We start from the raw sequence: 14522 nt of genomic DNA, 5'->3' as shown, positions 1-14522 counted from the left end.
TTCTCCACTCCTTGACCTATAGGGGAACTCTCCTAAATGCAAATGTTTGATGTTGTAAACGCCTTTGGTTCACTTCCCTTTGCGGAATTGGAAGTTGGCAAACACTTTTACTGGAATATCGGTAATCTGCGAATCCATGGACAGGTATTTATGACCTCCTGGTTCGTGATTGGCGTACTCCTGCTACTATCAATTTCGGCAACGCGAAATATTCAGACAATTCCCAGCGGTATACAGAACTTTATGGAGTATGCCCTAGAATTTATTCGCGATCTGGTGAAAAATCAGATAGGGGAAAAAGAATATCGTCCGTGGGTACCTTTTGTTGGTACATTATTCTTGTTCATCCTTGTGTCTAACTGGTCTGGCGCATTAGTTCCCTGGAGGGTATTTGAAATCCCTAACAGTGAATTAGCAGCCCCAACTAATGACATTAACACCACGGTAGCCTTAGCACTGCTAACATCCCTGGCTTACTTTTATGCAGGGTTTAGCCGCCGAGGTTTGGGATATCTGCTGAAATATATTCAGCCGACACCCATCTTATTACCGATCAACATTCTCGAAGATTTTACTAAACCTCTGTCCCTCAGTTTCCGTTTATTTGGTAATGTTGTGGCAGATGAGTTGGTAGTCGGTGTTCTGGTACTGTTAGTGCCGCTATTTGTGCCCATCCCGATGATGGTTTTGGGTCTATTTCTCGGTTCAATTCAAGCCCTGATTTTTGCGACTCTAGCCGCTAACTACATCGCTGAAGCCATGGAAGGACACGGCGAAGAACATCACGAGTAGCTTGATTTGATTTGAGCAATTTGTTCAGTTAAAATGCCAACAAACTGATAAGATTGTTTGGGGGCTAAAAATCCAACCCTTAATTTCACTCGTCAACTTTTTTTATTGAGGTCAAAACCAACTATGGAATCTAATTTAACTACTGCCGCCTCCGTAATCGCTGCTGCTCTCGCAGTAGGTATAGGCTCTATTGGGCCTGGTCTGGGTCAAGGTCAAGCTGCTGGTCAAGCGGTAGAAGGAATTGCGCGTCAGCCTGAAGCGGAAGGTAAAATTCGTGGAACTCTGCTGTTGAGCTTGGCTTTCATGGAAGCACTGACTATTTACGGTCTGGTAGTGGCTCTGGTGTTGCTGTTTGCCAACCCCTTCGTATAGATATTTTCAGATTTCTGAGATTTCGGATTTGGGCGGATTTATCTAGTCTCAAATCTGAAATCTACCCGTTTATGGTGGTCTGAAAAACAAAAGAAAGTTCGCAAGCCTATTGGTTAACACCCTTCAAAAAAATGATACACTCGACAATTCTGCTGGCCGTAGAAGAGGCAGCTACGGAGAGTAGTCTGTTTGATTTTGATGCTACACTGCCATTGATGGCTGTACAATTTCTAGTCCTGGCAGCTATCTTAAACCAAATTTTTTACAAGCCCTTGGGAAATGCCATTGATTCTAGGGCTGACTACATTCGCCAAAATAAGCTGAGTGCTAAAGAACGTTTGAGCAAGGCAGAAAGTTTGGCTAAACAGTATGAGCTAGAGTTGGCAGAAACTCGTAAGGAGTCTCAACAACTAATTATTAATGCTCAGGCTGAAGCTCAAAAAATTGCGGCGCAGGAAATGGCAGCGGCTCAACAAGAAGCTCAGAAAATTCGAGAAGCAGCCTATCAAGAAATTGAACAAAATAAAATCGAAGCTCAAAGAAGTTTGGACAAACAGGTAGACTCTATTAGTCGCCAGATTCTCGATAAACTTTTAGGAGCCGGAATGATTGGGTAGCTGTCCTCTCAAAAATTATTTTCAATCCCCTATAAATGGGGGAAAAGTTAAGCCTACATACCATCCCTAATCAAGCCAGGCGGCGGTTGAGGAAAGGGCAATCACATGAAATTATGAGAAGAGGAAGATGGTGAATCTTGTATTACTGGCGACAGAAGCCAGTCATGAGGGTGGTTTTGGACTGAATTTTAATCTGTTTGAAACTAACCTGATAAACTTAGGCATTATTATTGGTTTGCTAGTTTACTATGGGCGGGGCTTTCTCAATAAAATTTTGAGTGAAAGACGCTCTCAAATTGAGCAAGCAATTAAGGAAGCCGAGCAACGTTTGCAAGATGCCGAAAAAGCTCTAGCTGAACAACAAGAAAACTTGGCTCAAGCTAAGGTGGAAGCGGAAAGAATTAAGGCTTCTGCTGTGGAACGTGCCCAAGTGATTAGAGAGCAAATTGCAGCTCGTGCTAAGGCAGATGTTGAACAGATGAAGCTGACGGCTAATCAGGATTTGGAAGCGGAAAGAAGTAGGGCGATCGCTCAGTTGCGGGCTTTGGCTGTGTCTCAAGCGTTGGAACAGGCAGAAGTGCAAATTAGAGAACGCCTAGATGAAAATTCCCAGCACCAACTGGTAGATCGCTCCCTGGCTTTACTAGGAGGAGGTTCATGAGTTCAATTGTTGGTCAATTAGTAGAACCCTATGCCACGGCTTTGATGTCGGTGGCTAAATCAAACAATACCACGGAAGATTTTGGCAATCAAATGCGATCGCTTATTGATTTGCTGAAGAATTCCCCGGAACTACAGGATTTTCTAGGCAGTCCGGTGGTGAAAGGAGAAGATAAAAAAGCCGTGATTACACGACTGTTAGGAGAGGAAGTACACCCCTACCTGCGGAACTTCTTAATGCTCCTAGTAGATCGCGGTCGCATCCTATTTCTAGCAGAAATAGCCCAAGAATACTTGGCTTTGTTGCGGAAACTTAATCAAACAGTTTTGGCAGAAGTTACCTCGGCAGTAGAACTCAACGACGACCAAAAACACATGGTTGTTGAACAGATCAAGGCTAGAACTGGGGCACACAATGTAGAGCTGGATCTGAAAATTGATCGAGAGATTCTCGGTGGTGTCATCATTAAAGCGGGTTCCCAATTGTTTGATGCCAGCATCAGAGGACAACTGCGCCGCATTGGTATGAGCCTAACTGTCGGTTAATAATTCGCCGACACCTTAGCCATTTATCTTAGTTTAACCTTTAGCAACGGATCACAAACACTAACTATGGTATCCATCAGACCTGACGAAATCGCCAATATTATCAAAGACCAAATCGAACAGTACGGCCAAGACGTTAAAGTTTCTAACGTTGGTACAGTGCTGCAAGTTGGTGACGGTATTGCCCGGATTTATGGCTTAGATAAAGCTATGGCCGGAGAACTGCTAGAATTTGCCGATGGTACAATTGGTGTCGCCCTAAACCTGGAAGAGGATAATGTGGGTGCGGTACTAATGGGCGAAGGCCTGGAAATTCAAGAAGGTTCCGCTGTGACCGCGACCGGAAGAATTGCCCAAGTTCCCGTGGGAGAAGCTATGCTGGGACGGGTAATTGATGCCCTGGGTCGTCCCATCGATGGTAAGGGGGAAATTCAAGCCTCCGATACCCGTCTGCTAGAATCTCCGGCTCCCGGTATTATTGACCGTCGCTCTGTTTGTGAACCTATGCAAACAGGGATTACCGCTATTGACTCGATGATTCCCATTGGTCGGGGTCAACGGGAATTGATTATCGGAGACCGTCAAACTGGTAAAACAGCGATCGCTATTGATACCATCATTAACCAGAAAGAAGAAGATGTAATCTGTGTTTATGTGGCGATCGGTCAAAAAGCCTCAACTGTGGCTCAAGTGGTCAGCACCTTGGAAGAAAAAGGCGCTCTCCCCTATACCATTGTTGTGGCAGCTAACGCTAGTGACCCCGCTACCCTGCAATACCTGGCTCCCTACACCGGAGCAGCCATGGCGGAATACTTCATGTATCAAGGTAAAGCCACCCTGGTAATTTACGATGACCTTTCCAAGCAGGCTCAAGCCTACCGTCAAATGTCCCTGCTGCTGCGTCGTCCCCCCGGTCGTGAAGCCTACCCCGGAGATGTATTCTACCTGCACTCTCGTTTGTTAGAACGGGCTGCTAAATTAAACGATGAGCTGGGCGGCGGTAGCATGACAGCCCTACCCATCATCGAAACCCAAGCCGGTGACGTTTCCGCTTACATCCCCACTAACGTAATTTCTATTACTGATGGTCAGATCTTCCTGTCGGCTGACCTGTTTAACTCCGGTCTGCGTCCGGCGGTGAATGCTGGTATCTCCGTTTCCCGTGTGGGTTCTGCTGCCCAAACTAAGGCAATGAAGAAAGTGGCTGGAAAGGTTAAACTAGAACTAGCTCAGTTTGCCGAATTGGCAGCCTTCTCTCAGTTTGCTTCTGACCTAGACCAAGCGACTCGTAACCAGTTGGAACGGGGTAAACGTCTGCAAGAACTACTCAAACAGCCTCAAAATTCCCCCCTACAACTGTTTGAACAAGTAGCTGTGATTTACTGTGGTATTAATGGCTATCTTGATGATGTTCCAGAAGATAAAGTTGTGAGCTTTACTACAGGTCTGCGGGATTATCTGAAAAATAGTAAGCCTAAATATGGCGAGATTGTTCAAAGCCAAAAAGTCCTCACCGAAGAAGCTGAGGCTATGCTTAAAGAAGCAATTGCTGAGTTTAAGCAGACTTTCTTAGTTTCCGCGTAGGGTGCGTCACACGGGATCAGCCATTGGGGGAAACTAAACGCTTTATGCCGTAACGCACCAATTAATTAAAACGGGGAAAGGCAACAATTGAGGGATGAGGGGGAACTGACCCCCTTCCCCTATATGGGTCTGTTATTGACTATATCCCTGGTGCTTGAGGTCCTATTAACTCCCAGAGTCGTAATAATCTGTGGATAACAATTACTGATCATAAAACTATGTCAAACTTAAAAGCGATTCGCGATCGCATTCAGTCAGTCAAAAATACCAAAAAAATTACCGAAGCCATGCGCCTAGTTGCTTCCGCTAAGGTGCGTCGCGCTCAGGAACAAGTGTTAGCTACCCGTCCCTTTGCTGACCGTCTAGCAGGGGTTCTCTATGGTCTCCAAGGTCGCCTTCAATTTGAGGATGTAGAATGTCCTCTGCTGCAACAGCGGGAGGTGAAAAAGGTGGGACTGGTGGTGCTGGCAGGAAACCGGGGTCTGTGTGGAGCCTACAATAGTAATATTATTAAACGGGCAGAAGCACGGGCGGCCGAATTGAAAGCCGAAGGGCTGGAATATAGCTATCTTCTGGTGGGTCGCAAAGCTATTCAACATTTTACCCGTCGGGATGCTCCGATCTCTCAATGTCGCGATAACCCAGAGAAAACCCCAGATCTACAAAAGGTATCCAGTGCGGCTGATGAAATCCTCGCCTGGTTTGAGTCGGGAGCAGTGGATCGCGTTGAGTTGATTTACACGAAATTTGTCTCTCTGATTAGTTCACGACCTGTTACCCAAACTCTGCTACCCCTAGACCTGCAAGGCTTAGAGGCTCAGGATGATGAGGTGTTCCGCCTCACTAGCAAAGGTGGTAAGTTTGATGTAACTAGAGAAAAGGTGAGTGTTGAGCCGGAAGCCCTCGCTCAGGATATGATTTTTGAGCAAGATCCGGTTGATATCCTTAATGCCTTGTTGCCTCTGTTTTTGACTAACCAATTGCTACGAGCATGGCAGGAGTCTACCGCTAGTGAATTGGCGGCTCGGATGACTGCTATGAGCAACGCCAGCGATAACGCTAGTGATTTGGTGAAAACCCTTACCCTGTCTTACAACAAGGCTCGCCAAGCGTCAATTACCCAGCAGATCCTGGAAGTTGTTGGCGGTGCGGTGGCTTTGGAAAATTAAAGCCTAGAAAGCCTAGAAAGGCGATCGCCTCCCTTGTCGAGTCCTCAAGATGCCACCTGGGGGAATGCCTCCCCCCGTTGGTATTGATGCAGATAATGACTGAGGCGATCGCACAATTTAGTTAAATCGCGGTGGTTTTTTTCATGCTGCTGTGAGTCATAAACAAAAGTAATTTTCTGGGGTACTTCATCCCCTCTTAAACGCACAAACCAGTAAGTCATAGATACCTGTTCTGGGCTATAGTCACTGCTTTCTACTAACAAATAAAGATAAAGCCGCGTTTGCCAATTATTCGCCAATTTCTGCCGATTAATTAAGCGTTGATTAGTTTTCCAATCAATAATTTGAGCTTGATTTTCATGAGCAATTAATAAATCATAAATCGCCACTAAAACATAATCCCCAAAACCCCAGGTGCGATAATGTTCAGCCTCCCGAAATTCTCCCGATACATAGTTATACTGAGGCTGAAAAACCTCGGGAGCCTCTTTAACCAAGGCTAATAAACAAGTTTGTAACTCCTGATCCTCAGCCATAAAACCTTGAATTGGCAAACCCAATTCTCCCTGCTGCATCAACAGGTGAAAACGACTTCCCCAACCCAGATGTTCTTCTTGTTCCCAGGTTCTCGGAGAGACCAACCCATCTAAATAGGTCTCCTGAAATTTCCGGGGACAGGTTTCTAGGAGATTGAAATGGTTTTGGGATAATCTTAACTTACCCGTCAAAATTATTAATCCTCCAGCACACCCAAAAGTTCTAGAATAGTATCCACATCATTGAGTTCTCCGACAATCCGGCGCTTAGGTTGCGGCCAGACCTTCATCAAAGTAGGAGTAGCCGAAATATGACTAGCTTCTGCTTGTTCCGGGTGTTTGAGTACATCAATCACCTTCAAAGTATAAGGGTGATTGAGCGATCGCTCAAGTAGTTGATGCAAAGTTTCCAGGGTATTTTCTGTGGCTAAACTGTGACCAGAAACAAACAGCCTCAACACATATCCTTCGGTTGGTGTACCATTAGAATCAGATGCCAACGGTGTGGGATTCTGGGAGTCAGACCCAGAATCACTATCTTGGTGTGAAAATTTGGTTTGATTATCCATGGTTTTAAACCTCATAATGAGGTCATGATTTTTCCAAAGTTCTGGAAACGGTTGATCATAAGTTGCTAAAACCAAGGGATTGCCAACTTGATCACCAATCTGCACAGGTTGCCAAACCAGGTCTACCGTTTCAAAAATAGCATTCAGCAACGGCTGATATCGCCACACCGGAGGGTATGCTTCTACTGAAACTCTCACTTTCTGAGTAATTGGATCAATCCACCGGTCAAAACTCGCCGTATAACAAGGAACAAGAAAATGGGGGGGTTCAGGTAAACCTAAAATTTCCTGTAAAGCAGTACACAGATTTAGATGCCACCTAAGCTGTTTACTGTAGTCAATGGAATAAATTAGGTCACCACCCGGCGTAAAAAGTGCAATCCCTTTAAATAAATTAGGAACAGCCAAGGGGGTAAAACTCAATGATATGCGCTCACAGTTATAACTGTTTGCCAAAAACGACTCAGGTTGCCCAGGAGAGCAACCTTATTTAAGATTAGACCATTTATAGTGTATTTCAGAGTTCGGGCTAATGGTCAAAACTTTACACTTTTGTTAGACTCTACCCCGTAGCATCTGACTCATCTCGTTGGGGAAAGGCGACACATCCAGACAAATTTCCTCAGTGATGCGCCCCTCTTGATACAATTCATAAAGGGATCTGTTCATAGTCGTCATCCCTTCATAAGTATCTTTGAGCATAATCTGGTTAATTTCCTCATACTGATCCTTCATGATATACTCTTTGATTACATCGGTGTTGATGAGGATGTCATGGAAGGCGGCCCGCTTGCCATCTGTCGTCTTACACAACAGTTGAGCAATAATTGCGACCAAAGTTTCCCCCAGTGCGGTTTTAATTGATAACTGTTCCTCAGCCGAGAACATATCCAAAACCCGGGTTAGGGTCTTAATGGCGCTGTTAGTGTGGAGGGTTCCAGCTACCAAGTGACCTGTTGATGCAGCTTTAATGGCAATCTGCATGGTTTCCTTGTCCCGAATTTCCCCCACCAGCATCATATCAGGGTCTTGACGCAAAGCCCCCTTGAGAGCATTAAAAAACTTGAGGGTATGTCGTCCAACTTCCCGGTGTTTAATCAGGGATTTTCGGCTTTGGTGTACAAACTCCACCGGGTCTTCAATGGTGATGATGTGATAGGCGTAGTTTTTATTGATGTAATCAATCATCGCGGCCATGGTAGTAGACTTACCTGAACCCGTCGGGCCGGTAATCAACATCAACCCCTTGTGATAGTTACAGATTTTTTTAAAAACCTCGGGTAATTTCAACTGTTCTAGGGTGAGGATGGTAGCACCAATTAGCCGCAGCACCATCGCCGGACCACTGAGAGAGTCAAAAATACTAATCCGAATCCGCACAAAGCCTAAATCTGCGGCTCCGTCAAAGTCTAGGTTTTCCTGAAACTGATGGATTTCCTCATCGGTTAAGACCTCCCGTAGCCAACTCATAAAGCTATTAAGGTCTGTGACTGGCCAATCTTCTTGGGGGGTCATATCGCCTCGGTATCTCAGGCGAGGTGTTTCATTAACCCCTAAGTGAACATCAGATGCGCCTAACTCATCGGCGCGTTGGACAATCTCTCGCAAGGTTGGCTGTCCGGGGCTAGGTCCTGGTCCTCTGCTGGTAATTCCCACGGCGACGGGACTTGCTGCTTGGGCGGGTGCAGGTGGAGGGCTACTTTTCTGAGCGCCCGGTGCAGGTGGGCGAGGGGGTGCAGGTGGGCTAGGTGGACGCGGGGGGGCTGGGGGGCGTTGTGATTGTGTCATGGAATATCTCCGGTAGCTGGGAAACCGCCTAGCTATAGCTGGCGGCGGAAAGGCAATCTAGCCGATTCTTGTTTCCTGTGTGACTAAGGCTAACAAAGGAAGAAATTGGCAGCGATTTATCAGCTCTAACCATGATATTAATATTAGCGCCTATTTTGTGGTATCGCTAATGACAGAAAACGATTCCAGAAAATGACGATCGCACTTATGGCTAGTAAAAGGAAAGTTAACCAGTCTCCCCAACGGACATAAAGGGTTTGGCTATGGCGGCGGTAAATGATATGGTCATGGATTTCGTAGGTATTGATACCAGAAATCCATAAGGTGCGACCGTGGGGGTCGATAATGCCAGAATAACCTGTATTAGTAGCCCTAACTGTCCAGCGATCGCCTTCTATGGCGCGCATCACATCTTGGGCGTGATGTTGTGATAGCATCATAGTGGCATAATGAGCATCATTAGAGGCTGTTAGGATAAATTCCCCTCCTGCTGCTACTTGACGGCGGAAATGGTCAGCAAAGGCGGAATCGTAGCAAATTCCAGCGATCGCTTTTCCCCAACCAGTCTCAAATTTTTGTTGTTTTTCCCCGGCGACTAACCGCGCTTCCAGGGGTGACAGACGATTAATGACCCTTCCCAGAATGGCATCAAAGGGGATATATTCACCCAGGGGAACTAAATGAGTTTTGTCATATTGACCGATAATTTCCCCTTCACCATTAATGGTAAATAAACTATTAGTTAATCCCCCTTCGGTCTCGCCAAATCCCCCCACCCAAGCTATAACACCTTGTGGCAAAATCGCCTGATATAAGCTATAATTGTAGTGATAGCTGTCATGTCTGTTCCAGACAAAAGGCAAAGCGGTTTCGGGGGTTAAGACTGCATCGACACCCCGCGCCGCCAATTCTAAATATCCCCGCGTGTATCCATTTAAAGCCTGTCGAAAACCCTGGGGATTGAGTTTAATTTCATTAGGGATATTCCCTTGAATAACTCCGACTCTCAGAGAAGTTTCGGGGTCAGAATTTAGGGGAATATTGTAGAGACTCAATCCGATTAAATGAGCGATCGCAAATATTCCGACAGGAATTAAATAGAGTGACGATTTCTGCTGTTTATGTGTTAACCAGAGTTCAGCTACAGTCCCATTGACGACTAATATAGTAGCCACAACGGTATTAGGTCCAGAGATTTGACCCAAATGGAGAATCACCAAATTACCGAAACTTTGGGTTAAAGCGAGTGTTGACCACCACAGGGGACCCCCACTCCAAACGGCTTCTAAAGCACACCATAAAGCCGTCCCTATTAGGATTCTAATTAACGAGGTTTTAGCGCCGATATTTAATGGCATTAATTTCGCAAATAACCATCCCCAAACGATGACGATCGCTGTTCCCCAGAGGGTAATAAAAACCCAGGAAAATATAGCGATCGCCAAACTAGCCAACCAGGGAACTCCCAGACTGGTCATGGGGTGAATTCCGGTCATCCAAAACAGGGAAAAGCCATAATAGCCAACACCCCAACCAGCGGTTATTTCCCAGGGTATTCGTCCCCGTCTTTTGGCTTCCACCACCATAACCCACAGAGGAACAAAAGCCACCCAAGCCACTAGCCACCACCCCAGAGGTTCGGTAGCCAACCCCATCAATATTCCACTGAATAGAGACAGGGAGATATAGCGCACTTTTCGGAGGTTAAAATTAGCGGGTAACTTGAGGTTAAAATGTTCGACTGAAAGCAGTTTCATCTAGGAGTTAATAATTGGCGGAATTGGGGTTATATTCCATAACGCACCATGATATCGGGGATAATTTTAGGCTTTAACCGGAGGCGTTTCTAACATCAATTTAGAGCGTTTAACGGGTTCCGGTACATCAATAGGGTAATCCCCCGTAAAACAAGCGGAACAGAAAGTCGAGGGGTCTTGTTTAGTAGCATTTAGCATACCTTCCCAACTGAGATAAGCCAAAGAATCGACGCCTATTTGTTCTTGAATTTCCGCGACAGATTTAGTCGCCGCAATTAACTGGTCCTGGTTATCGGTATCAATCCCATAGAAACAGGGATGAGTGACGGGAGGCGATGAAATTCTCATGTGTACTTCAGTCGCACCAGCATCTCGTAAAGCCTTAACAATTTTACGGCTAGTAGTCCCCCTAACAATGGAATCATCAACCATAATTACCCGTTTTCCTTCCAGGACATCTTTCAGGGTATTCAACTTCATTTTAATACCGGACTCTCGCATAACTTGGGTAGGTTGAATAAAGGTGCGACCGACATAACGGTTTTTAATCAATCCTTCCGCATAAGGAATTCCCGACTGTTGAGAAAAGCCGATCGCTGCTGGGATACCGGAATCAGGTACTCCAATAACCATATCAGCATCAACAGAAGATTCAGTCGCCAGAACCCGACCAATTCTCATACGATAACTATACAAACTTTCTCCTTCGACGACACTATCAGGACGGGAGAAATAAATCATTTCAAAAATACACAATTTCCGCGCAGGTTTTTGACTCCAATGGAATGAGGAAATCCCCTGTTCAGTAATCCAAACCAATTCTCCCGGTTCAACATCTCGGAGATATTCAGCGCCAATAATATCCAAGCCGCAGGTTTCGGAAGCCAAAACATATCTTTGGGGATTAGTTCCCAAAGTTCCAATTACTAAAGGTCTGACTCCGTGTGGGTCTCGGACTCCCATTAAACCGACGGGAGTACCAATAGCCAAACTATATGCTCCCTCACACATTTGAAAAGCGGTAAGACTAGCTTCTAACCAATCTTTACCGCCATTAACTTCGGAAGCGATCGCCAAAGCAATTAATTCGGTGTCGGTAGTGCTGACAAAATCAAACTTCCGCCTACTCATTTCCTCCCGCAATTCAGTAGTATTAACTAAGTTACCATTATGAGCCACAGCCACGGGTCCCAGTCTAGTTTCGGAAACCGCAGGTTGAGCATTAACAATGCGACTAGATCCCGTAGTAGAATAGCGAGTATGACCTACGGCTAAATCACCTTTTAACTGTTGTAAAATAGACTCATTAAATACTTGGGAAACCAGCCCCATATTTTTATATAAATGCAGATTTTCTCCTTCAAAGGTCGCTATTCCTGCTGACTCTTGACCTCGATGTTGGAGAGCATATAGCCCAAAATAAGTTAATTTTGCCACATCTTGACCGGGAGCATAAACTCCAAACACACCGCAGGCTTCCTCTGGCTTATCGGGGATTAGCTCAGTGTGAAACTGGTCATCGGTCACATCGGACTTATTGGGAATCATAGTAATATTTAGATGTTGACTGAGTTGGTAAAAACCGAAAGAGATAGATAATTAATAACTGTCAATTACTAACTATCAGTTATCTCTTATGTCGGTAGTAGTTGCTCTAGCAGATGAGATGCGATCGCGAATAGGCTGAGGAATAAATCCCCCAAAGGGAACTTTAAGATAGACGACGTTCGATCGCATAATTATAGCGATCGGCGATTTCCGAGAGATTAACCTCAATTAAACCTGTGTGATCATCAGCTAGAATGTGCAAAGACGAGTCAACTGCAGTCACTGTACCCAAGGGATGCCAAAATTGGCGATCGCTCCCCCAGATTTCTTGCAGATAACCCTCCCAAGCCTGCTGGTGTTGAGTAGGAACCGAAACCAAAATCCTAGCTCCCCCCTCACCAAACAGGATCGTATCCCAGCGTTGCCCAGGATCTGAGGTTAACCCTAGGTTAATGGTAGCCCCCAATCGGTTGCCAATGCAACATTCTGCCAAAGCGATCGCCAATCCTCCCTCGGCGCAATCATGAGCCGAGCGCACCCAACCGTTACCAATTCCCTGGCGACAAACCTTTTGCACCTGAAGCTCCAAGTCAAAATCGACCCGAGGAGGTTTACCCGCCACCAGATTATGTACTACGGCTAAATACTCCGATCCTCCCAGGGTAATATAACTTGGATCCTCATCAGCCAACCAATTAGCCACCCCCAACAGATAAATCAAATCCCCTGGTTGTTGCCAACTCTGACCACAAGCTAGAGCCGGATCTGGCAATAATCCCACCATTCCCACCACCGGAGTCGGATATATTCCCTGTGGCTTTCCTTGCGCGTCCAGAGTCTCGTTATACAGAGAAACGTTCCCCCCCGTCACCGGAGTAGAAAACGCCTTACAGCCCTCAGAAATGCCCTTACAGGCTTGTGCTAATTGCCAATAACCAATAGAATTTTCCGGGCTCCCAAAATTGAGGTTATCCGTCACCGCCACAGGTTCAGCCCCGACACAGCTCAAATTCCGAGCCGCCTCTGCAACCACAGCCTTAGCGCCTTCGTAGGGGTCAAGATAGACATGGCGGGCGTTACAATCAACAGTCGCCGCCACCGCCGGCCAAATTTTACCGGGATTATTGCCAATGGGTTCTTGAGGACGCAACCGCACGACGGCCGCATCAGCCCCCCCCGGCACAATGATGGTATTGTTTTGCACTTGGTGGTCATATTGACGATATACCCAAGACTTAGAGGCGATCGATGGGGTATCTAGCAGATTCAATAAGACCTGATTCCAAGTTACCAGTTGATTTTCTATTTCTATCCCTGATGCTGTGGTGGGGGGTAAACTTTCCGGCGACCACGCCCAGGCGGTTTGGGCATATTCCGGGGGTTCTGACATCAATTCCCGGTGATAAATGGGGGTATTATCAGCTAAAGCTGTGGAGGGGATTTCGGCGGCGGTTTCACCTTTAAATAAAATCCGCACGATCGCTTCTGGAATGACTTTTCCGGCGACGACGGCTTGGAGTCCCCAACGATGGAAAATCTCAATTAATTCTGATTCCCGTCCCTTGTGGACTACAAATAACATTCTCTCCTGGGATTCGGATAATAAATATTCATAAGGAACCATTCCGGTCTCGCGCACGGGGATTAGGTCTAAATCTAGTTCGATACCGACTCCCCCTTTAGCAGCCATTTCGGAGGTGGAACAGGTGATTCCGGCGGCTCCCATGTCCTGGGCGGCGACTACAGTCCCGGTTTTAAAGGCTTCTAAGCAGGCTTCGACTAGGGATTTTTCTAAAAATGGATCTCCTACTTGTACAGCAGGGCGATCGGCTATGGATTCCTCGCTGAGTTCGCTACTCGCAAAACTTGCGCCTCCCATTCCGTCCCTTCCGGTGGTTGAACCTACATAAAGCACTGGGTTACCAATACCAGCGGCACCGGATTTGACTATCTCTGGGGTTTCCATAATCCCGATCGCCATGGCATTAACTAGGGGATTGCCATTATAGTGGGGGTCAAAGTAGACATCTCCGCCGACGGTGGGAACTCCAAAACAGTTACCATAGTTGGAAATTCCGGCGACTACTCCCAGCAAGATTGGCCGCGTCCTGGGGTCTTCTAGGGAACCGAACCGCAGGGCATTTAGTACGGCGATGGGACGCGCTCCCATGGTGAAAATATCCCGCAAAATTCCCCCGACTCCAGTGGCGGCTCCTTGGAATGGTTCGATCGCACTGGGATGATTATGGGATTCTATTTTGAAGGCTAGGTGGATCCCGTCGCCAAAGTCTACTACTCCGGCGTTTTCTCCTGGACCGACGAGAATGCGATCGCCACTGGTGGGAAATTGGCTCAGGAGAGGGCGAGAATTTTTGTAGCAGCAATGTTCACTCCACATTACCCCAAACATCCCTAATTCGGCTTTGTTGGGGTGTCTGCCTAGTCTTTGATAGATTTCCTCATACTCTTGGGGTTTTAAGCCTTCTGAGGCTATTTCTTCGGGGCTAAATGGGGATTCAGCAATAATGGACATAGTGGCGATCGCTCGGTCAGGATAACAACCAAACATCATAAGCCTAAATTA

General features: G+C 46.3%; 13 protein-coding genes. 7 read left to right on the top strand and 6 right to left on the bottom strand.

What is annotated here, in order from left to right; genetic code table 11:
• Nucleotides 1-36 precede the first annotated feature (36 nt).
• The 7 genes from atpB (at nucleotide 37) to P5674_RS03115 (ending at nucleotide 5740) form a co-directional block, all read left to right on the top strand.
• Nucleotides 37-792, top strand: coding sequence for a F0F1 ATP synthase subunit A (atpB, locus tag P5674_RS03145; RefSeq protein ID WP_006618459.1), 756 nt, complete (start codon nucleotides 37-39; stop codon nucleotides 790-792).
• Between the two features lie 123 nt (nucleotides 793-915).
• Nucleotides 916-1164 carry an ATP synthase F0 subunit C gene (atpE, locus tag P5674_RS03140; protein ID WP_006618460.1) on the top strand — a complete coding sequence of 83 codons (249 nt, stop codon included), beginning with the start codon at nucleotides 916-918 and terminating at the stop codon, nucleotides 1162-1164.
• Nucleotides 1165-1295: 131 nt separating this feature from the next.
• On the top strand, nucleotides 1296-1781 hold the full coding sequence (locus tag P5674_RS03135; protein WP_014274375.1) for a F0F1 ATP synthase subunit B': 486 nt from the start codon (nucleotides 1296-1298) through the stop codon (nucleotides 1779-1781).
• A 127-nt stretch (nucleotides 1782-1908) separates the two neighbouring features.
• Nucleotides 1909-2442 (top strand): F0F1 ATP synthase subunit B, encoded by a 534-nt coding sequence (locus P5674_RS03130; RefSeq protein ID WP_043468009.1) that lies wholly within the window; start codon nucleotides 1909-1911, stop codon nucleotides 2440-2442.
• The gene (atpH, locus tag P5674_RS03125; RefSeq protein ID WP_014274373.1) at nucleotides 2439-2987 is read left to right on the top strand and encodes an ATP synthase F1 subunit delta; all 549 of its coding nucleotides are present in this window, start codon (nucleotides 2439-2441) and stop codon (nucleotides 2985-2987) included. Before P5674_RS03130 ends, atpH begins: the two co-directional genes overlap by 4 nt.
• A 66-nt stretch (nucleotides 2988-3053) precedes the next feature.
• Nucleotides 3054-4571 carry a F0F1 ATP synthase subunit alpha gene (atpA, locus tag P5674_RS03120; protein ID WP_014274372.1) on the top strand — a complete coding sequence of 506 codons (1518 nt, stop codon included), beginning with the start codon at nucleotides 3054-3056 and terminating at the stop codon, nucleotides 4569-4571.
• Between the two features lie 218 nt (nucleotides 4572-4789).
• On the top strand, nucleotides 4790-5740 hold the full coding sequence (locus tag P5674_RS03115) for a F0F1 ATP synthase subunit gamma (protein WP_008055484.1): 951 nt from the start codon (nucleotides 4790-4792) through the stop codon (nucleotides 5738-5740).
• A 44-nt stretch (nucleotides 5741-5784) separates the two neighbouring features.
• Here the strand turns inward: P5674_RS03115 and P5674_RS03110 are convergent, their stop codons facing one another.
• The 6 genes from P5674_RS03110 to purL all read right to left on the bottom strand — a co-directional run bounded on the left by P5674_RS03110 (nucleotide 5785) and on the right by purL (nucleotide 14471).
• A complete protein-coding gene (locus P5674_RS03110; RefSeq protein ID WP_006618466.1) occupies nucleotides 5785-6468 on the bottom strand; it encodes a PD-(D/E)XK nuclease family protein in 684 nt (227 codons plus the stop codon).
• A 5-nt stretch (nucleotides 6469-6473) separates the two neighbouring features.
• Entirely contained in the window at nucleotides 6474-7268 is a 795-nt protein-coding gene (locus P5674_RS03105; RefSeq protein ID WP_315669788.1) for a circadian clock KaiB family protein, read from the bottom strand.
• Between the two features lie 132 nt (nucleotides 7269-7400).
• On the bottom strand, nucleotides 7401-8633 hold the full coding sequence (locus P5674_RS03100) for a type IV pilus twitching motility protein PilT (protein ID WP_006618469.1): 1233 nt from the start codon (nucleotides 8631-8633) through the stop codon (nucleotides 7401-7403).
• A gap of 143 nt (nucleotides 8634-8776) precedes the next feature.
• Nucleotides 8777-10390 (bottom strand): apolipoprotein N-acyltransferase, encoded by a 1614-nt coding sequence (gene lnt, locus P5674_RS03095; RefSeq protein WP_193520738.1) that lies wholly within the window; start codon nucleotides 10388-10390, stop codon nucleotides 8777-8779.
• 66 nt (nucleotides 10391-10456) lie between these two features.
• On the bottom strand, nucleotides 10457-11938 hold the full coding sequence (gene purF / locus P5674_RS03090) for an amidophosphoribosyltransferase (RefSeq protein WP_315669787.1): 1482 nt from the start codon (nucleotides 11936-11938) through the stop codon (nucleotides 10457-10459).
• Nucleotides 11939-12101: 163 nt separating this feature from the next.
• On the bottom strand, nucleotides 12102-14471 hold the full coding sequence (gene purL, locus P5674_RS03085; RefSeq protein ID WP_014274365.1) for a phosphoribosylformylglycinamidine synthase subunit PurL: 2370 nt from the start codon (nucleotides 14469-14471) through the stop codon (nucleotides 12102-12104).
• Nucleotides 14472-14522: the final 51 nt, after the last annotated feature.

Source organism: Limnospira sp. PMC 289.06, from assembly GCF_032350395.1.
Lineage (GTDB): Bacteria > Cyanobacteriota > Cyanobacteriia > Cyanobacteriales > Microcoleaceae > Limnospira > Limnospira platensis.
The sequence above is the reverse complement of the archived record's forward strand: the minus strand, read 5'-3'. Positions and strand labels throughout refer to the sequence as shown.